Below are 19,462 nucleotides of genomic sequence, written 5' to 3' on the forward strand. Positions count from 1 at the left end.
GAACGATGTGACTGTACCTTTAGCTTGCTAAGATTTTCCCAGCAGGTAACAACGCAGAAAGTTGCTGTTCAGCCAACAGTTGAATAGCTTTATCAATATCAGGGGCAAAAAAGCGATCTTTATCATAATGTGCAACTTCATTACGCAAAATATGACGCGCTTTTTCCAGTATCGGGCTTCCCTGCAAACCATGGCGGAAATCCATGCCCTGACAAGCAGTCAGCCACTCAATCGCCAAAATGCCGCGGACATTATCAGCCATTTCCCACAAGCGGCGGCCTGCGGCCGGTGCCATGGAAACATGATCTTCCTGGTTGGCCGAAGTTGGCAAACTATCAACGCTGGAAGGGTGTGACAACGCTTTGTTTTCGCTTGCCAGAGCCGCTGCTGTCACCTGTGCAATCATAAAACCTGAGTTTACGCCACTATTTTCAACCAAGAACGGTGGCAATTGTGACATATTGCTGTCCATCAGCAATGCAATGCGGCGCTCTGATAATGAGCCTATTTCTGCCAGTGCAATAGCCAGATTATCTGATGCCATGGCAACAGGTTCTGCATGGAAATTACCACCAGAAATGACTTCATCTTCTTCAGCAAATACCAGCGGGTTATCGGAAACGGCATTGGCCTCAACCATAATCACATCAGCCGCGTGGCGGATTTGGGTTAAGCAAGCGCCCATCACTTGTGGCTGGCAACGCAATGAATAAGGATCTTGAACTTTCACGCAGTTTTTATGAGATTCAGAGATGCCACTTTGTTCTTCCAACACAAAACGGTAAAGGGTGGCTACATCAATCTGACCTTTCTGGCCCCGCGCTTCATGGATGCGAGCATCAAATGGCTTGCGGGAACCAAGTGCCGCTTCCACAGACATTGAGCCACAAACAATGGCTGATGCAAGTAAATCTTCTGCGGCAAACAGTCCTTTCAAGGCAAACGCGGTTGAAGTTTGTGTGCCATTAAGCAATGCCAAACCTTCTTTTGCTACCAAAGTGATGGGCTTGAGTCCCGCTTTTTCCAACGCTTCTTTTGCCGGTAACCATTCGCCACGATAACGGGCTTTCCCTTCACCTAACAATAACAGGCTCATGTGCGCCAACGGAGCCAAATCCCCGGAAGCACCGACCGAACCTTTACTTGGAATGCAAGGATAAACTTCAGCATTAACCAAAGTGATCAAAGCCTGAATAACGTCCAGACGAATGCCGGAATAACCACGGGCAAGGCTATTGATCTTCAACACCATAATCAATCGGACAATATCATCCGACAAAGGCTCTCCCACCCCTGCCGCGTGTGACATCACAATAGAACGCTGTAACTCTTCCAGATCTTGTTCAGCAATACGGGTATTCGCCAGCAAACCAAAACCGGTGTTAATGCCATAGGCCGTTCTGTTTTCGCTGATAATGCGATTCACGCAGGCAACACTGTTTGCAATGGCAGGGAAGCATTGCTCGTCCAGACGAATCTGGACAGGATGCTGATAAATATGGCGCAATTCTTCAAGCGTCATATTTCCGGGATGAATAGTCAGGTTTTTCATTTTAATAACATTCCTTATTTTGCATCAATCATTGGCAGGTTCAGACCCTGCTCTTTTGCACATTCAATCGCCAGCTCATAACCTGCATCAGCATGACGCATGACACCTGTTGCCGGATCGTTATGCAATACACGGGCAATCCTTTCAGCAGCTTCATCAGTACCATCACAAACAATGACCATGCCGGAATGTTGGGAGAATCCCATACCAACACCTCCGCCATGATGCAGTGAAACCCATGTTGCGCCGCTGGCGGTATTCAGTAAGGCATTCAGGAGCGGCCAATCAGAAACAGCATCGGAGCCGTCCTGCATGGATTCAGTTTCGCGGTTAGGGCTGGCGACAGAGCCTGAATCCAAATGGTCACGGCCAATCACGATTGGGGCAGACAGTTCTCCGGTACGCACCATTTCGTTGAATGCCAATCCCAATTTGGCACGGTCACCTAACCCCACCCAACAGATACGCGCGGGCAAACCCTGAAAGCTGATACGCTCTCTCGCCATATCCAACCAGCGATGTAAATGGGTGTCATCAGGTAACAGCTCTTTGACTTTGGCATCTGTTTTGTAAATATCTTCCGGTGAGCCAGAAAGTGCAGCCCAGCGGAAAGGCCCGATGCCACGACAAAACAGAGGGCGAATATATGCAGGAACAAAACCAGGGAAATCAAATGCGCGTTCAACGCCGGATTCTTTCGCCATTTGGCGAATGTTATTACCATAATCGAACGTAGGCACACCCTGTTTCTGGAAGGCTAACATGGCTTCAACATGCACAGCCATTGAGGATTTCGCGGCTTGGATCACAACCTCAGGTTCAGTCTCTGCGCGGCGGCAATACTCTTCCCATGTCCAACCAGCAGGCAAATAACCATGCAGTGGGTCGTGGGCACTGGTTTGATCGGTTACCATATCGGGACGAACACCACGGCGTACCAATTCAGGCAAAACCTCTGCCGCATTAGCACACAGTGCTACGGATACGGCCTTGCCTTCTCGGGCATAGCGTTCCATACGTGCCAAAGCATCATCCAAATCAACGGCCTGTTCATCCACATATTGGGTACGCAGACGAAAATCAATGCGACTTTGCTGGCATTCAATAGTCAGAGAGGATGCTCCCGCCAGTGTTGCCGCCAATGGTTGTGCGCCACCCATGCCACCCAGGCCCGCAGTCAGTACCCAACGTCCGGTCAGGTTACCGTTGTAGTGTTGGCGACCCGCCTCCACAAAAGTTTCGTAAGTACCCTGAACGATGCCTTGACTGCCGATATATATCCAACTTCCCGCTGTCATCTGGCCATACATTGCCAGCCCCTTGGCATCCAGTTCATTAAAATGTTCCCACGTCGCCCAATGCGGAACCAGGTTCGAGTTGGCAATTAATACGCGAGGAGCATTTTCATGTGTTTTAAAAACACCAACAGGCTTGCCTGACTGTACCAGCAGCGTTTCGTCATTTTCGAGATTTTTCAATGATTCAACGATTTTCTCATAGCATGACCAATTTCTGGCAGCACGCCCGATCCCGCCATAAACCACCAATTCATTAGGATTTTCAGCTACATCAGGATCGAGGTTATTCATCAGCATCCGAAGCGGTGCTTCTGTCAACCAACTTTTTGCTGTGAGTTGTGTTCCTTTGGGGGCACGAATGATTGCGTTGCGGAATTTATTATTTTGCATCGTCACGGTTTTACCTATCTCATTGTTATGAACTTTTTAATTGTATAGTTGTATATACATGTATATTCAATAGGGAAAAATGTGACTCAGCTAAAGTCAAAAATATGGGAGATATTATCATTAATCATAGATATCAATAAGATGATAACGGTTTCTTCTGTGATACGCAGGTCAATGTTTTTACTGGTTTTGTGTTTTAAATCACATTTAATTTACATTGCTTTCACAATTATGAGCAAAAAAAACCTCTTTCTCCTTTTTGGATGAAAGAGGTTTTTTCGTTCTGTCAGGCAATTCAGGAACTAAAATGTCCCTTTAATTTATATCGATGCCCGGGAAATAATAATTTCGCACTGGAAACAATAAACTCTTTTGACCAGGTGCGACGACTGATTAACAAACAAGGCGTATTTGCCTCTATTTGCAATAATCGGCAAGAACGGCTATCTCCCGCAACAGCTTCAACAATATGTTCACCTTCTGTCAACGGCGCGACTTTCGATAAATAATCATGGGTCGTTTGCTGGCTGAAATCTTGCCGTAAATATTCTGGTGCAGCCTGTGCATTGACATAGCGATCTTCAATTTGTACAGGCACCTCATTTTCATAGTGAATAATAATCGAATGATAGATTGGCGTACCTACAGCAATACCAAATTCCGCTGCCTGCGTTATATTGGTATTCACTTCAGATAGTTTTAACACCTTACAGCTATGCTCATGAAAACGTGACGTAATTTCATCTGCAATACTGTGAATTTCAAACAAAGCGGACTGTCCCTTTGGCTCAGAAACAAATGAACCAATACCCTGCAAACGGAATAAAAAACCTTCGGCGGTCAGCTCCCGCAATGCCCTGTTCGCTGTCATCCGGCTACAATTGAATTGTTTGACCAATTCCGCTTCCGAAGGAACTCTGTCATGGGGTTTCCATTCCCCCGTATAAATTTTCTCAACGATCGTTTGCTTGACTCTCGCATATAAGGGCACGGGTTTAACAAATGTATCTGCTGAATCGGCTCTCACTATCAATTCCTTCTCGCTTGTTATCCGTTCCACCAATGTACCAATTGCCAGGCAAGCCGGGCTGCGGCTTTACCCCCCATTCCCTGAATATCATGCAAAGGATTGAGTTCAACCAAATCCACTGCCTGTAATTTTTTACTCTGGCAGATAAGCTGAACAAGCGGCAACAAACGTTCCAATGGAACACCTAACGCCGCAGGAGCGGAAACTGCCGGCATTTGCCAAATTGGTAGTACGTCCAGATCGATCGTCATGTAAATGATATCAACCTGATTAATGATGTCTTGTAGCTGCTGCTGCACTTTATCCAGCATGTGCTCGACACAATGTGTATCCCAGATGATTGTGACATCAAGATGATTGGCTTCATCCAGTAATGCTTGTGTATTCGATGCCAGACTTGCCCCAACACAGGTGTAATTAAATGGCCGCTGGTGGTGCTGACAATAATGGGCAAGCTGACGGAATGGCGTTCCTGATGTGGCCTGTGGTGAATTTCGTAAATCCAAGTGCGCATCAAAATTAATGATCCCAACACGCTGGGCCGGGAATGCACGATAAATTCCCATTCCATGTGCAAATGCGGTTTCATGACCACCACCAAAGATCAATGTCTTCATGTTGTGTTGCTGGCATTCATAGACCACATCACTCAGTGCATCTTGTGCCTCCGCCAGTTTTCCAGTATTGGCGCGGATATTACCTAAATCCACCAACCTATCATGTCCTTCATAACTGGCCAGATTTGCCAATGACTGACGTAAATATTCCGGCCCTAATTTTGCCCCCGGGCGCCCTTGGTTCAATTTAACCCCTTCATCACATTCAAAGCCTAATAGGGCAATATGATGAGGAAATTCCGCGGGAGAAAAATTGTCTGGTTTTTTGATTGTCTGGAATACACGCAGGGCATTCTCTGCTTCCGCCAAATCATTTCGCCCCTGCCAAATTGTCTCTGCTGTTGGATGCCATAAGTTCATGTTCTGTCCCTCGCCACTGGTTTATTTATGCGTGATTACTTACGACGCGTTCTTTATGAGCCACATCTCGCCGTTGCTGTCTCTGCTTTTACATGTTCACATACGTGCTCACAATGTGTAATTTCTCCGCGATACACACGATAAATTAGCGGGTTATGTCCCAGCTCATATAAAACATCAACAGGGTTTTCCGCATCCCAGACAACAAAATTTGCCATATAACCTGCCACTAGCTGACCATGACTCTCCGCCCGCCCCAATGCACGAGCAGCATGTATTGTCACGCCTTGCCACGCTTCCTCCGGCGTTAAACCAAACTGTACACAAGCCATATTCATCATCAAACGCAAGGAAGCAAAAGGGCTGGTTCCCGGATTGAAATCCGTCGAAATTGCCATGGGAATGCCGTGCTGACGCAATAGCGCAATAGGAGGGCGCTGGGTTTCTTTCAGAAAATAAAAGGCTCCCGGTAGTAATACGGCGACCGTGCCGGAGCGGCCGATGGCTTCAATTCCCTTTTCGTCCAAATACTCAATGTGATCAACTGACAAACCGCGATATTCAGCTACCAGCTCACTTCCACCTAAGTTAGAAAGTTGTTCAACATGGCCTTTTACGGGAATGCCCAAACGTTTTGCTGCATCAAACAGGCGTCTGGTCTGATTGAGGTTAAAGCCAACCGTTTCACAAAACACGTCTACAGATTCGAATAACTGTTTCTGCCAAAGAGTGGGAAGGATAGAATCACAAACCAAATCAATATAGGCATCAGAGTCATGTTTATATTCAGGCGGGGCAGCATGGGCTGAAAGTAATGTCGGGCTCACTTCAATGGCGTTTTTTTGTGCCAATGTTTTTACAACATTGAGCTGTTTCTCTTCGTTTTCCAAATCTAATCCATAGCCTGATTTTATTTCAACCGTTGTAACACCTTCAGCAATCAAGGCATTGAGGCGCTTCTGGGTTGCAATTTCCAGTTCCCGGACCGAGCTATTGCGAGTGGCATTGACAGTGGCATTAATTCCTCCGCCTTGGGCACTGATTTCTTCATAAGAAATCCCATTGAGACGCTGTTCCCATTCCGATGCTCGGTTACCACCAAAAACTAAATGAGTATGACAATCGATTAAACCAGGCGTTATTAACCGCTGTCCGACATCAATAATTTTACATCGCCCAATTGGTATACTGCCTGTCGGCAAAATTGCCAGAATTCTTTCATTTCTGACAATAAGATCATGGTGTTCCAGTAATCCATAATGACTTGTGCCATCAGTATGTCTGATTGTAGGGTTCATGGTGGCAAGCCTGGCGTTACGCCAGATAACATCAGTATCTTTCAATTCAATCGACATTATTACCGTCCTGTAATAGTTTTTTGTTAGTATCAACCGTTATGTTGTATATACATTTATTTTATAACCAAACTCGATTGTCAAATTATTTTGTGAACAGTTTGTTACTTAAAATAGTCGCGTCTAAGAAATATCACAAAAAATCAGGTACACTTACCAAAATTTGTTAGTGAATTTATGTGTGATGAAGAAGAAACTACTAAACGAAGAAGATATTAATCTATTCAGAACATCTGTTGCAGGAGCCCGCCGCATTACTCAAGATACGGTCTCCCATTCACCCAGAAGAAAAAAAATAGGTCATATTGCCCCTGAACGTCTGATGCAAGAGCAGGTTGACGCCAGTTACTATTTTTCCGATGAGTTCCAGCCCAATCTCGAGACAGAAGGGCCTACACGCTATATCAGACCAGATGCCAATCATTATGAATTGAAAAAACTACGTCGCGGAGATTATTCCCCCGAGTTGTTTCTCGATTTACATGGCTTAACTCAATTACAAGCCAAACAAGAAATTGGCGCACTGATAGCTGCTTGTCGCCGTGAACACGTTTATTGTGCCTGCGTTATGCACGGTCACGGTAAACATATTCTTAAGCAACAAGCACCATTGTGGCTCGCTCAGCACCCTGATATTATCGCATTCCATCAAGCTCCTAAGGAGTGGGGAGGTAATGCCTCATTACTCATTTTGGTCGAAATGAATGAATTGACACAGCGTTAACTGACTATATTGATTGGCTATTCTGTGTGATGTCAGGCTTGTGCCGCTAACTGCGCTGGAGAGGTTTGCCACAACAGGCGGCCTTTCTCTGTCTGATGTTCCAACTCTACACAGGCAATGCTGGATGTCGCAAACATTGGCGGAGTTTGTCCGAAACAAAGTTCAGAAACTAAATAGCCAACCAGCGGCAAGTGAGAAATAACCAATACCGCTTTATGCCCCTGCATCGATAAAACCTGCAAATAACTGGCAACCAGCCCAGCATCACCTGATGGTATTAATTCATTCAATACTTCTTCATTATCTGGCAATGTAAGCGCTTCACGAACTCTCTTTAAGGTTTGCTCTGCCCTGATATAAGGGCTGACCAGAATACAATCAATGTCAGGTGATTGCTGTTCAAGCCAACGAGCCATTTTTTCGGATTCCTGACAGCCGCGATCCGTTAGCTCCCGCGTTGCATCACTCATTGAATCAACTGCGGCATCTCCGTGACGCATAATAAAAACATACATAATTCACCGTCTGGTTAATTGTAAACCTTATTCTAAGCTAATACTTGATTAACTCTTTTTAAGGTTATTCATTGATTATATGTACCCAATTAAAACTTAAAATACAACGCATTTAGTTGGCATTCTGCCTTAAAATAAAAACAAATAAAACGACTAAAAACAATTTATATATAGACTATTTCATTGATATTATTTTTTATTTATAGAAAAATGAAAATCAGAATAAACAATCAGTTATTAAATCTTTTACTATAAAAATCGGCCTTAGATTAAAAAGGCCGATATAACAAATATGACAAGTTAATCGTTCGTTATTCGTAGAATTTCTTTTTCTGTTCAGTCATTTGAACTAAACGTTCGCAAGGGACAAATCTTTCGCCATATTGAGAGGCCAAACGATGTAAAATTTCTACGACCTTATCACATCCAAGTTTATCAATATAACGGAATGGTCCTCCCAGAAATGGCGGGAACCCAATGCCAAATACTGCACCAATATCGCCGTCACGGGGGCTTCTGATGATGCCTTCATCCAAACAGCGGGTTGCTTCATTTAACATAAGCATCAGGCATCGCTGGGCAATGTCAGCAGATGACATTCTGGCAGAAGGCTTTATCTTCAATAAAGTATAGATAGATGCATCAACCTCTTTAACCTTTCTTGCCAAAGGCCAAAATGATCTCTTTTTATTCGCATATGAATAAAAACCACGACCGTTTTTCTTGCCTTTTCTATCATCTTTTAAAATTGCCGCCAAAATATCTGGTGCTGTAAATCTATCTCCCAGCTGTTCTACCAAAATGGGGATGATTTTGGTACCAACATCAATGCCAACTTCATCCAGTAAGTTGATGGGACCAATAGGAAATCCGAAATCGACTAAGGCCTTATCAATGTGTTCAATCGGCTCACCTGCCACTAAACAATAACCTGCCTCATTAATGTAAGGTGTCAGAATTCGGTTGACATAGAATCCGGCTTTATCCCCAACCACAATGGCTGTTTTTCCCTGCTTCTTAGCCAATGCCACCACGGTTGCAATCGTTTTTTCACTCGTTCCGGCATGTGGAATAACTTCCACTAAAGGCATTTTGTCAACAGGGCTGAAATAATGCAGGCCAATAACCTGCTCTGGTCGAATGGCAATTTCAGCAATTTTATGGATAGGTAACGACGAGGTGTTAGAAGCAAAAATAGTTTCAGGCTTTGCATTTTCTTCAATTTCTGAAACCATTTTGCGTTTTAATACCAAATCTTCAAATACCGCTTCAACCACGATATCCACTTGCTTAAATCCACTGTAATCAGTCGTGCCTGTCAATAAAGACATCTGGCGAGTACGCTCACCGGATTTAAGGCGACGCTGGTTGACTCGCTTAGAAAGCAGATCCCAGCTGTATTTCAGTGCCTGATTGATACCTTTTTCACTAATGTCCTTAATTCGGACAGGAAGATGACCCCGCACCGCAGTGACATTGGCAATACCTCCCCCCATAAGCCCACCACCTAATATCGCTACGTTATTGATATTGCTTGGTTTTTCTGAGGAACCGGTTTCATTTTTCAATGCTGTTGAAGCAAAAAATAAACCGCGTAATGCCGCTGACTCTTCAGTCATTGCCAATTCACCAAATGCTTTGGCTTCTGCCTGAAAACCACGTTCCAGCCCTTTTTCCAAACCAATACGAATGACATTAATGATTTTTTCTGGTGCCGGATAATGTCCATGGGTTTTTGCCTGTGTTTTTTGATGCACGATCTGGAACAGCAACGGACGACCCAAGGCACTCGCCAGCATACGCTGTGACCAAGCTAATGGCTTACGTTTAGCCACCCCTTTTTTGACATGTTGAACCGCAACATCCAGCAGCACATCCAGAGGAACAGCCTCATCCACAACCCCTAACCGTTGTGCTTGTTTTGCCTTAAGCTGACGGCCCGTCAGTATCATATCCAAAGCGGCGCTGACACCAATCAGACGAGGCAGCCTCTGCGTTCCTCCAGAGCCAGGCAATAAACCTAACTGAACCTCCGGCAACCCCAAACGTGTTTTATCATCCAAAGAACAAATTCGGGCGTGGCAAGCCAATGCCAGTTCTAATCCTCCCCCCAAACATACTCCATGAATGGCGGCTACCACAGGCAAAGGATAATTGGCAATCTGGGCAAACAGCTTTTGACCTTTTTCAGCCAATGCCGTTGCTTCTTCCTGAGTTTTACAACCTGCTATCATGCTGATATCTGCACCAGCAATGAACGTATCTGGTTTGCCGGATATAATTACCAACCCTTTCAGGCCGGACGTCTGTTGAGCTTCCTCAAACATTTTCAAAAACTGTTCAACAAACTCGGCTTTCAGTGTATTTACTTTCTCACCAGGCACATCAATGGTAATGATACCTACCTTGTCATCCCTGACAGAAAAATTGAATACCGATTGCTCGCGTTGTGCCGTTGACATGACGGTTTCTTGTTCAGCCTGAGCCATTATTCCACCTCCAATACCATTGCTGTACCTAACCCACCTGCGGCACAGGCCGTTGTTAGCCCAAGCCCTCCACCACGGCGACGCAATTCATTCAGTGTCTGGGTAACCATTCGCGCCCCTGTTGCAGCAAAGGGATGACCGTAGGCGATTGAGCCACCCAATACATTAAATTTATCCATATCCACTTCACCTATTGCTTGGCTACGGCCCAATTTTTCTCGGGCAAATTTTTCACTGGCAAACATTTTTAAATTCGCCAATGTCTGAGCCGCAAAAGCTTCGTGCATGTCGATAAGTGTCAGTTCATTCAAGGTGATACCGGCACGCTCCAAGGCGAGTGGCGTCGCATAGGATGGCCCCAGCAACATATCTTGCCAAACATCAATTGCAGAAAACGCATAACTGCGTAAATAGCCTAACGGGGTCATTCCCAATTCTTTGGCAATCGATTCACGCATCAACATCACAGCAGCTGCACCATCAGTCAGCGGTGTGCTGTTCGCTGCCGTAACAGTACCGTGTTTGCGATCAAAGGCCGGACGTAATTTAGCATAAGAGGATAGAACAGAATTTTTTCGAATATTATTATCTTCTGTCAGAGTTTCACGGTATGGCGGAAAATGTGGCGAGACAATTTCATTTTTGAACAAGCCCTGTTCCCAAGCCTTAGCCGCCAATACATGAGAACGGTGAGCCAATTCATCCTGAGCCTCACGGCTAATATGATAGGTTTTTGCCATTTGCTCCGCTGTATCTCCCATCCTCAAACCTGTGGAATATTCAGCAACAGCAGGAGATACGGGTAATAGATCACGCAATTTTAATCGACTGAATAACTTTAGTCTTTGAGACAAGCCCTTGGCTTTATTCATATCAACTAAAGTACGAGCCAATGTTTTGGTCACACCAATCGGCAAAACAGATGAGGAATCAGCCCCCCCGGCAATGCCGACATTGACCGTTCCCGCCATAATACTTTCAGCCACATTGGCAATTGCCTGAAAACTCGTTGCACAAGCACGGGAGACACTATAGGCATCAGTGCGTACACTTAACCCTGCCCCCAGAACGATTTCCCTTGCAATGTTTGGCGCTTCCGGCATTTGCACAACCTGACCAAAAACCAATTGGTCGATCTTCTCAGGCGACAAACCGCTTCTGATGACCAGCTCACTGACAACAGATTTTCCCAAATCGACGGCCGGAATCCCGTGGTATAAAGTTGCCTGTTTCGCAAAAGGGATACGCAATCCACTGACAATCGCAACCCGTTCCTTTTGCTGTATTACCTTTGTTGAAGAACGACCCATAGCAACTCCTGACAATAATCATGAATTAAATCAATTGATTGATTAAGAACATTTACTTACCTCACAAGAGGTCAGACCTGATGGAGCATTGTTAACGTAATGTTGAAAAATAGCAAACAGGAATAAACTAAAAATGCGAGCAAGCGCAACTTTAAAGTATTTATAATATATACAACTTGGATAGGAAATATGCGATAGAAATACAAAGAAAAACCATTATTTACAATCATTGACACGCAATTTCCCCACCGCTTTAAGGGCATAAAACAATGGGAAAATTGGGACTCAGAACGAATTAGCGCAATCCTAGCTGAAAAATCAGGGCTTCTGCCTGACAGCTAAAAATAAAATCCATTGATAACTGCACGCCACCTTCAACAACTTCCATTTTATGATGGATGATGCAGGGGGCCGATTCCACTTTTTTTGCCTTTTCAGTCAATGAATTAAGCATAATCCCGGCCTCTTTTTCATCAGAAAAAAAACACTGATAAGAAGCAGTGCAATCTTCATTATCAATGATCGTTCCCACATCAACACAACAGCAAGCGGCGGTTTCCTCTGCATTGCAACGGTTAATCGCATCAGACATTTTTATTTCTCCAACTATCAAAAATTTCTGATAATTTTACGTTGCACCCGCAGCAAATAACCAGAGTTATTGCTGTATTAGCGCATTTATTTAACTATTTATTGATCTCATCACCTTTAAAAGACTTTGTTACATTCCATTCACATATACTGCTGTTTTTTTGTTAAGCAAGTCCCATTTTAGTAATCATTTTAGTCATATTTTGAAAACATTCTTGCAACATATTCTATTATCAGGCCTATACTCGATGCACTGGTCTGATTTGCCATTATGACAAATCGACTCTACAATCCCGCGCTCTCAGCTACTTGAGTAGCATGTAATAATAATTAAACAATGAGGTTTTGGTTATGAGCCAGAAAAACCTATTTACACGTTCAGCGTTAGCAGTGGCGGTCGCAGTTATTTCATCTAATGCTAGTGCTGCTGGTTTCCAATTGAATGAGTATTCAACATCAGGACTAGGTCGGGCATTTTCTGGAGCTGGTGTTGTTGCGGACAACGCTTCTGAAGGCAGCCGCAACCCAGCAGCCATGACTTTATTTAACAGCCCATCCTTCTCAGGTGGCTTCATTTACGTCAACCCAAAAGTTGATATTACCGGTAAATCCCCGGCAAGTGGTGCAAGTACCGATGCAAAAAACATTGCACCAAATGCTTGGGTGCCAAACCTGCATTTTATTACACCAATCAACGAGCAGTGGTATATTGGTGCGTCAACGACTTCTAATTTCGGTTTGGCAACCAAATTCAGCAATAACTATACTGCTGGCCCGATCGGCGGTAAAACTGATCTGAAAACCGTAAACTTTAACCTAAGTGGCGCTTACAAATTTAATAACCAGTTCAGCTTTGGTTTAGGTATCAATGCGGTTTACGCTGATGCAACGATCACCCGCCATGCAGGAGAAACTTCTCCTCTTTTATCCTTGGCAGCAAAACGCAATATTTCCCCAACTGATGAAGTCGCTAAATTAGATGGCACCGATTGGGGTTATGGCTGGAATGCGGGCCTCCTGTATCAGTATGATGAAAATAACCGTTACAGCCTGACTTACCGCTCTAAAGTCAAAGTGAAATTTAACAGTGGGGATTACCGCAGTGTTTTACCAGAAGATAAATTTCCGAATGGTACTGATGGCAGGACAATTAAAGGCAAACTGGATCTGAACCTGCCGGATATGTGGGAAGTCTCGGGTTATAACCGCGTTGCACCACAATGGGCCATTCATTATAGCTTGTTGTATACAGGCTGGAGCGAATTCAAAGAATTACACGCAACCAGAAATGATACAGGCAATGACGCGTTTACAAAACACGAGGGTTTCCGCGATGCATACCGTATCTCGCTGGGTACCACTTATTACCATGACGATAACTGGACATTCCGTACTGGTGTTGCTTTCGATGAAAGCCCTATCCCTGCCAAAAACCGCTCTATTTCGATCCCTGACCAAGATCGTTACTGGTTCAGCGTCGGAACTACTTACGCATTCAATAAGGATGCATCTGTAGATGTCGGTGTTTCCTATATGCGCGGTAAAAAAGTCGCTGTCAATGAGAAGCTGAAAGATGATGTACCAGGGCCATCATATCCGTTCCATTCTAAAGGAACCGCATGGCTGTATGGCGTGAACTTTAACTATACGTTCTAATGATCGTGTCTGACTGAATGCAATAATCTAAAAAGGATAGCCCCGAGCTATCCTTTTTACTATGGATTTCCAATTAATCGATGGAATCCAATTCATCCTGAATACTTGCTGCATTCGGGTTTTCTTCTGGTTCCAATTTACCACCATTAGCCATAAAATCATGGCGTTGGAAGTAAGCATCTCGCATCATCAAATAAGGATCTGAAGAATTTTTCAGCAATCCGTCAGAATCCAGTAAACGGGCGCGCGTTTCTACTCCCTCAACGACCCATTTGCCTACCGACATCCACCCCGTGAAATAACTCAGCACAGGATAAGTCATATCTGCAAAATTACCGCCTTCATCACGTAGAGTAAAACTACCGTAACCGGGCAAAACAACATATGGCCCATACCCCACATTATAATGCCCTAATGTACTACCAAAACGCATCGGATCTTCTTTTGCCAATTTCGGATTGGCCATTGAGGCAACATCAATAAATCCGCCCATGCCAAACAGGGTATTTAAAAAGAAGCGGTTAAAATGCTTTGCACCTTCATAGACATTACCACGCAAGAAACTGTTAACCATGCTGGCGGGTTCTTCAAGATTGCTCATAAAATTTCTGATGCCATTTCGTGCAGGCACAGGAACATAATCACGCCAGGCAACAGCAACAGGCCGTAGAACGTAAGGATCGAGAACATCATAATTAAAGTTGAACATTGTACGGTTAAACCCTTCCAGCGGATCAGAGCGCCCTTGTTCTACTGAATTCGATGAACTGGCACATCCCACCAGTAAAACTGCTGTAAGAGCAACCCCGCTCAGACGATACTTCATATTGTTCTCCACATAATTATTTTTAGACATTGATTCTCACATCCTATACAGTTCAATGTACCCAATGTGTTAAATATACTGCCATTTTTTCATTAATGGTAATCTAAAAGAGTGGTGATTATATAGGCAAACAGGTCTTACTGGCTTATCTACGGTAAAAACGGGCTTGCCGGTTTTTACCATTTTCTTAGGGAAATGCATATTAGAGATAAAAGTAAATTTCCGTTCCACGCTATAAGCAGCCTTGATAACACCACTTATCGCTATAACAATACCCAAGTTTAGTTCAACTTGTTTTCTAGATACATTCAGAAGATTACTCATAGGAAAAAACCAACAGGTGTAGTTTTATGTTGTTCTGATATTAGTTGAAATTAACATGACATTTATTCCCGATATTATTCTCTAACTTATTTATTTCAGGTACAAACCACCTGATTATTATTTATTAATAAAGGTCATTCAATCCTGTTTATAAAAACCCATTGACATTACTTAATTCAAATTCCCACTGCAAAGAATGATTTTGACTCCAGAATATTTACGAGTAAACTGTGATGAATTCTCCAACATATTCACGGAATGAAAAATAAAATCAATGAGGGAACAATGGAAAAACTAATAGTCATATTATTCTTTTATCTCTGTCTTTACTCTTTTTTGGGTTGGGCTTATTGGTATATTTTTGTTCCAACAGGCGCATTTTTCGAATTTATGGCAAGCAGAAAAAATTAGCAAAGTAAGCAAGATCGTATGTGTGGCATGCACCCTCTTCTTCTTATTGCCTATAATACTATTACCATTCCTTTCATTTTGCTTGATGTTATTTTTAACATAAAATCGCTAAAAAATTAATTTTTAGATTTGCATTAAATTTTACCACTCGATATAACCTGTCCGCTATATGCAAATGGAAGATAAAAGTTGAGTTAACTGTTCTTAAGTTGATTAACATGCCAAAATATTTTATCCGCATATAATTCATATGCTGCTTTCTGCTCATCAATCCAATCGTGCTTATTATATACAGCCATTCCCCCAACTAACTCATGCCCTAGCATTTTTTCAATGACATGGGGCGCAATTCCTTCATTGGATAAATGAGTTGCCAGAGAGCGCCTAAAGTCATGTGTGCGCCATTCAGGGATATCAATCGACTTCCTTAGCTTGTTCATATAGAGATTTGCTGATGATCTGTCTATAGCTTTATTCAGCGTCTGCCCGGGAAATAAAATATCATTCCCCATATTTAATAACCTTTCCATATAGGGAAGCACATGTTCAAATATGGGCCTTCTAATTACATTACCCATTTTTGAATGAACCACCGGAATGCGCCATATCAGATCACGCATATTAAATTCTCTGGCTGTTGATAGCCTCAACTCAGAAAGGCTGGCTCCCCACAACAAAAGCAATTGATGTAACGCCTTATTCGATGACACAACGTTGTTATTTTCCAGAGCTAGCCAAACCTTAGCCAGTTCCGTATACGTTAATACCCTAACGCCTACATCAGACTTCCTGCCTACATTCTTAACATTTAGTTTCATCACTTCGCATGATGGGATAAATTGCCTCGCCACACACCAGTTAATCACTGAACGCATTTGAGTTAAAAGCATTCTGGCTTTTTTGGGATTTTCTTTTTCTTGTTTGTCAAAAAACTTCATCCATAACAACGTTGGAATACCGGCAACGGGTGTACAGGAAAATTGTGTATACATCGTGTTGTATACAACAGATCTATAGAGGATTTGAGTATTAGGTTTCAGAGTAGATGCATACTTATCCCACCAATAATCAAGACAATCTTTTAGCGTAGCCTCTCCTGCTGAATTAGAAAAATACGTTTTAGGATCAAGCCCCTTTATATACAATGAACGCATTTCGCCAACGACTACTCGTGCATCCCATAATGACATTTCAGGATATCGGCCAACAGTAAGGCGCACTGGTTTTCCATTCCAACGATATCTGTGCTGGAATGTGATAGTTCCATTTGGTGTAATCCTGACACTCAGACCATCACCATCGGTTAACTCAGGCTTGCCTGCATAAGGCTTGTTATGAATGCCACATAGCTCAGTGTTGTTCAGCGACATAATTATAACCTGTACACAAGTTGGATCGTGATTATGTACTCAATATGTACACAATGGCAAGTAAACGAACAGTAAGTAACTCAAAGCCAGAAAGAATAAAATGAAACAAAGGAAAAAACTTGATTAAAACAGGTAGAAAGAGGTAAGCTGAAAACAGCTCGAAACAAGTTAAAGCTATATCAAAAAGAGTCCCCTTAGTTAAATGGATATAACGAGCCCCTCCTAAGGGCTAGTTGTAGGTTCGATTCCTGCAGGGGACGCCAGTCGATAGTCCGCAGTAGCTCTTACCCGTTCGAAGAATCCCTTAAATATCATAGCCTCATAAAAGTAACCATTCGTAGTAATTCGCATTAGTTCGTTGACAGCCGCACTCTTATTTGGGTAAATTTTTTACCCAATGTTCACTGTAAAACAGGTTGATTCAGCAAAACCAAAAGAAAAATCCTATCGATTATCAGATAGCAATGGCCTTTATCTATATATTCCATTATCTGGTAAAAAGGTATGACAATTACGTTACCAATTTGATGGCAAAGAAAAAATTCATACAGTGGGTAAATATCCTGAAATATCCCTCTCTGAAGAAAGGAGTAGGGTCTTTACATTAAAAAGAATTGGCTCACGGAATAAATATATCTAAAAAAGAAAAACACACAGAGAAATCGAAAAACACTTTCTCATCTATCTATTGCGAATGGTATCAATTCAGCACCAGCATGGATTTGGTTATGATTTGATTGAGCGCCAATTGGCGCATGTTGACCACAATAGCATCCATGACATATACAACCATGCACAGTAACTTGATAAACGCTTTGAAATGATGCAGTGGTTTGCTGATTATATTGACAATATATCAGGAATAAAGTAATTCCCAAAGGGCAGAAATCTACCCTTTTACATAGGTAATCCCGTATCTACCTATATAATGACATTCCACCCATCATTGGAGGATGGGATATTATTAATGAGTTAAAGAGGATAATTCCCCTCTTTAATGTAACTTATTGATTTTTATTATTTCCATTAGAGAACCAGAGATTTAATGAAAGCAAGGGGTTAAAAGACGGAAAATCCCACTTTTATTTCACCCGGCTTTATCAGTGATCTAACAAATTCTATTAATTCCCCCACCTGTCATTTGATGTCATCCTCCCATCGAAATATACTATCTATCAAATAATAAGCCGTACTCTTGTATTGATGAACCTATTTATTGATATTCACAGGCGGAGAAGTATTCCACCGCCTTCATGTTACTTAGCAATATCTATTGTTGATTAAATGAGGGAATAAATATGAGTACACAAGACAGTAATAGCTCCGTAACGGTTCCAACAATGGACGATGTCAGAAAAGCCATTAGAGACGCAATTGAAGAACATGCCGCAAGTCGTAATCATCCAGATGCAACTCTAAAAGACAAGGGATTAGTGTCTCTAAGTAATGATGTTAATAGCAATAGCGAAACGGCCGCATCGACCCCAAAAGCAATAAAAACAGCATATGATTTAGCTAGTGCAGCCAATCAAAATGCTGATAATGCAAACGAGAATGCTAATAATGCAAATGGCAATGCTAATACTCGCTTAGAAAAAGGCCTGAACGGGGCAGATATTCCAGATAAAGATGAGTTTGTTAAAAACCTTGGGCTGGCAGAAGGATCTATATTACCTATCGGTGTTCCCGTTCCTTGGCCGACAGAAAACCCACCAGAAGGATGGTTGATATGTAATGGTAACTCATTCGATAAAGCAAAATATCCAAGACTCGCTTTTGCCTATCCGTCTGGTGTACTGCCTGATTTACGCGGTGAGTTTATTCGTGGCTGGGATAGTGAAGGGACAATTGATCCAAAACGTACATTGCTGTCGAAACAGCAAGCAACCTTATTACCATCGGTTTATAGTTATGCCTATAGTGACACAACCGGTACTTTAGTTACTCCACCAGTAAAATCGTATAAACCAAGTCTGAAAGACTTTATGGCATCCGATTATGAGGACCCTGTAATTTCTAGTGGCCCATATCTAAGAACCGATTTACAGTCAGGTGGTGGAGTATCTTTAGCTTCATTCCGTGTTCGTCCCCGTAATATCGCATTCAATTACATAGTAAGAGCTGCTTAACTCCGATATGACAATTAAACCCACAATTTTATGTGGGTTTATCATTCATTAATTCCACAGACTCACTTTAGTCCCTCAGTCCAAGGTACTGGGCTTGGAGGGTTTCAAGTTCTCCGAGGAGATGTACATAATCCTGTTCAGCGTCTTTCTCCAGTCGGGCGGGTCCTGAACCATCCAAGCCGGAGGAGGAAGGGGTTTCAGACACAGGGCATCGACTTTGACATACACTCGCTTAACATGAGTGTGCAAATTATCGCGAAGTTGAGTGATTTTAGATTTGGCATTGACGAGTTCCTGTAAACGGGTGGCATTCAGTTCTGCAAGATGCTGGATGCCGGCTTCCTGGCTGGTGATGAGGGCGTTTTTTTCTGATAACTGAGTGTTCAGTGATTCATTATCGGCAGTCAGCTGTCCACTCTCTGTATACACGGAGTAGATGAAATGGACAGCGGAACCCATCAGAATAACGCAAGTTATCATCGCGATAGCTTTTATTTTCCACTTCATCGCCGTAA

General features: G+C 42.9%; 16 protein-coding genes, 1 tRNA gene and 2 pseudogenes. 6 read left to right on the forward strand and 13 right to left on the reverse strand.

The annotated features are described in order from the left end of the window. Positions 1-19 precede the first annotated feature (19 nt). The 5 genes from hutH to hutI form a co-directional block, all read right to left on the reverse strand. Positions 20-1,552, reverse strand: coding sequence for a histidine ammonia-lyase (gene hutH / locus Xsze_RS18490; protein WP_038236983.1), 1,533 nt, complete (start codon positions 1,550-1,552; stop codon positions 20-22). 14 nt (positions 1,553-1,566) lie between these two features. Then, positions 1,567-3,246, reverse strand: a complete 1,680-nt coding sequence (gene hutU / locus Xsze_RS18495; protein WP_209435275.1) for a urocanate hydratase — start codon at positions 3,244-3,246, stop codon at positions 1,567-1,569. 289 nt (positions 3,247-3,535) lie between these two features. Continuing rightward, entirely contained in the window at positions 3,536-4,267 is a 732-nt protein-coding gene (gene hutC / locus Xsze_RS18500) for a histidine utilization transcriptional repressor HutC (protein WP_038236987.1), read from the reverse strand. Between the two features lie 20 nt (positions 4,268-4,287). After that, positions 4,288-5,247 (reverse strand): formimidoylglutamase, encoded by a 960-nt coding sequence (gene hutG / locus Xsze_RS18505; protein WP_038236990.1) that lies wholly within the window; start codon positions 5,245-5,247, stop codon positions 4,288-4,290. Positions 5,248-5,300: 53 nt separating this feature from the next. Then, positions 5,301-6,602, reverse strand: coding sequence for an imidazolonepropionase (gene hutI / locus Xsze_RS18510; RefSeq protein WP_051462361.1), 1,302 nt, complete (start codon positions 6,600-6,602; stop codon positions 5,301-5,303). 184 nt (positions 6,603-6,786) lie between these two features. On the opposite strand from hutI, the gene smrB reads away from it, so the two are divergent. After that, positions 6,787-7,326, forward strand: coding sequence for an endonuclease SmrB (gene smrB, locus Xsze_RS18515; RefSeq protein ID WP_176553679.1), 540 nt, complete (start codon positions 6,787-6,789; stop codon positions 7,324-7,326). A gap of 32 nt (positions 7,327-7,358) precedes the next feature. On the opposite strand, the gene sixA is transcribed toward smrB, so the two are convergent. The 4 genes from sixA to Xsze_RS18535 all read right to left on the reverse strand — a co-directional run bounded on the left by sixA (position 7,359) and on the right by Xsze_RS18535 (position 12,232). Continuing rightward, positions 7,359-7,841: a phosphohistidine phosphatase SixA gene (sixA, locus tag Xsze_RS18520; protein ID WP_038236996.1), complete on the reverse strand. Its 483-nt coding sequence runs from the start codon at positions 7,839-7,841 to the stop codon at positions 7,359-7,361. A gap of 311 nt (positions 7,842-8,152) precedes the next feature. Beyond that, positions 8,153-10,330, reverse strand: a complete 2,178-nt coding sequence (fadJ, locus tag Xsze_RS18525; RefSeq protein WP_038236998.1) for a fatty acid oxidation complex subunit alpha FadJ — start codon at positions 10,328-10,330, stop codon at positions 8,153-8,155. After that, positions 10,330-11,640: an acetyl-CoA C-acyltransferase FadI gene (gene fadI / locus Xsze_RS18530; protein WP_038237000.1), complete on the reverse strand. Its 1,311-nt coding sequence runs from the start codon at positions 11,638-11,640 to the stop codon at positions 10,330-10,332. The genes fadJ and fadI overlap by 1 nt, the downstream gene beginning before the upstream one ends. 295 nt (positions 11,641-11,935) lie before the next feature. Further along, positions 11,936-12,232: a YfcZ/YiiS family protein gene (locus tag Xsze_RS18535; RefSeq protein ID WP_084616197.1), complete on the reverse strand. Its 297-nt coding sequence runs from the start codon at positions 12,230-12,232 to the stop codon at positions 11,936-11,938. Positions 12,233-12,582: 350 nt separating this feature from the next. Here Xsze_RS18535 and fadL point away from each other — a divergent pair, with 350 nt between their 5' ends. Continuing rightward, entirely contained in the window at positions 12,583-13,887 is a 1,305-nt protein-coding gene (gene fadL / locus Xsze_RS18540) for a long-chain fatty acid transporter FadL (RefSeq protein ID WP_038237002.1), read from the forward strand. A gap of 73 nt (positions 13,888-13,960) precedes the next feature. On the opposite strand, the gene mlaA is transcribed toward fadL, so the two are convergent. The 3 genes from mlaA to Xsze_RS18555 form a co-directional block, all read right to left on the reverse strand. Next, positions 13,961-14,713 carry a phospholipid-binding lipoprotein MlaA gene (mlaA, locus tag Xsze_RS18545; protein ID WP_038237060.1) on the reverse strand — a complete coding sequence of 251 codons (753 nt, stop codon included), beginning with the start codon at positions 14,711-14,713 and terminating at the stop codon, positions 13,961-13,963. Positions 14,714-14,782: 69 nt separating this feature from the next. Further along, complete coding sequence (locus Xsze_RS18550; RefSeq protein ID WP_038237004.1) at positions 14,783-15,037, reverse strand: hypothetical protein; 255 nt, start codon at positions 15,035-15,037, stop codon at positions 14,783-14,785. Positions 15,038-15,642: 605 nt separating this feature from the next. Beyond that, positions 15,643-16,818, reverse strand: coding sequence for a tyrosine-type recombinase/integrase (locus Xsze_RS18555; RefSeq protein ID WP_038237007.1), 1,176 nt, complete (start codon positions 16,816-16,818; stop codon positions 15,643-15,645). A gap of 188 nt (positions 16,819-17,006) precedes the next feature. Here Xsze_RS18555 and Xsze_RS18560 point away from each other — a divergent pair. The 4 genes and pseudogenes from Xsze_RS18560 to Xsze_RS18570 all read left to right on the forward strand — a co-directional run bounded on the left by Xsze_RS18560 (position 17,007) and on the right by Xsze_RS18570 (position 18,947). Next, a tRNA-Arg gene (locus Xsze_RS18560) sits at positions 17,007-17,081 on the forward strand. Positions 17,082-17,215: 134 nt separating this feature from the next. After that, positions 17,216-17,396 (forward strand): annotated as a pseudogene (locus Xsze_RS23395) (Arm DNA-binding domain-containing protein); the annotation flags it as partial. 116 nt (positions 17,397-17,512) lie between these two features. Beyond that, positions 17,513-17,689: pseudogene (locus Xsze_RS23400) on the forward strand (integrase); the annotation flags it as partial. Positions 17,690-18,116: 427 nt separating this feature from the next. Then, positions 18,117-18,947 (forward strand): phage tail protein, encoded by an 831-nt coding sequence (locus Xsze_RS18570; protein ID WP_071991767.1) that lies wholly within the window; start codon positions 18,117-18,119, stop codon positions 18,945-18,947. Between the two features lie 75 nt (positions 18,948-19,022). Here the strand turns inward: Xsze_RS18570 and Xsze_RS18575 are convergent, their stop codons facing one another. After that, on the reverse strand, positions 19,023-19,454 hold the full coding sequence (locus tag Xsze_RS18575; RefSeq protein WP_038237013.1) for a lysis system i-spanin subunit Rz: 432 nt from the start codon (positions 19,452-19,454) through the stop codon (positions 19,023-19,025). Between the last annotated feature and the right edge of the window lie 8 nt (positions 19,455-19,462).

It is taken from the genome of Xenorhabdus szentirmaii DSM 16338 (assembly GCF_002632585.1).
Lineage (GTDB): Bacteria > Pseudomonadota > Gammaproteobacteria > Enterobacterales > Enterobacteriaceae > Xenorhabdus > Xenorhabdus szentirmaii.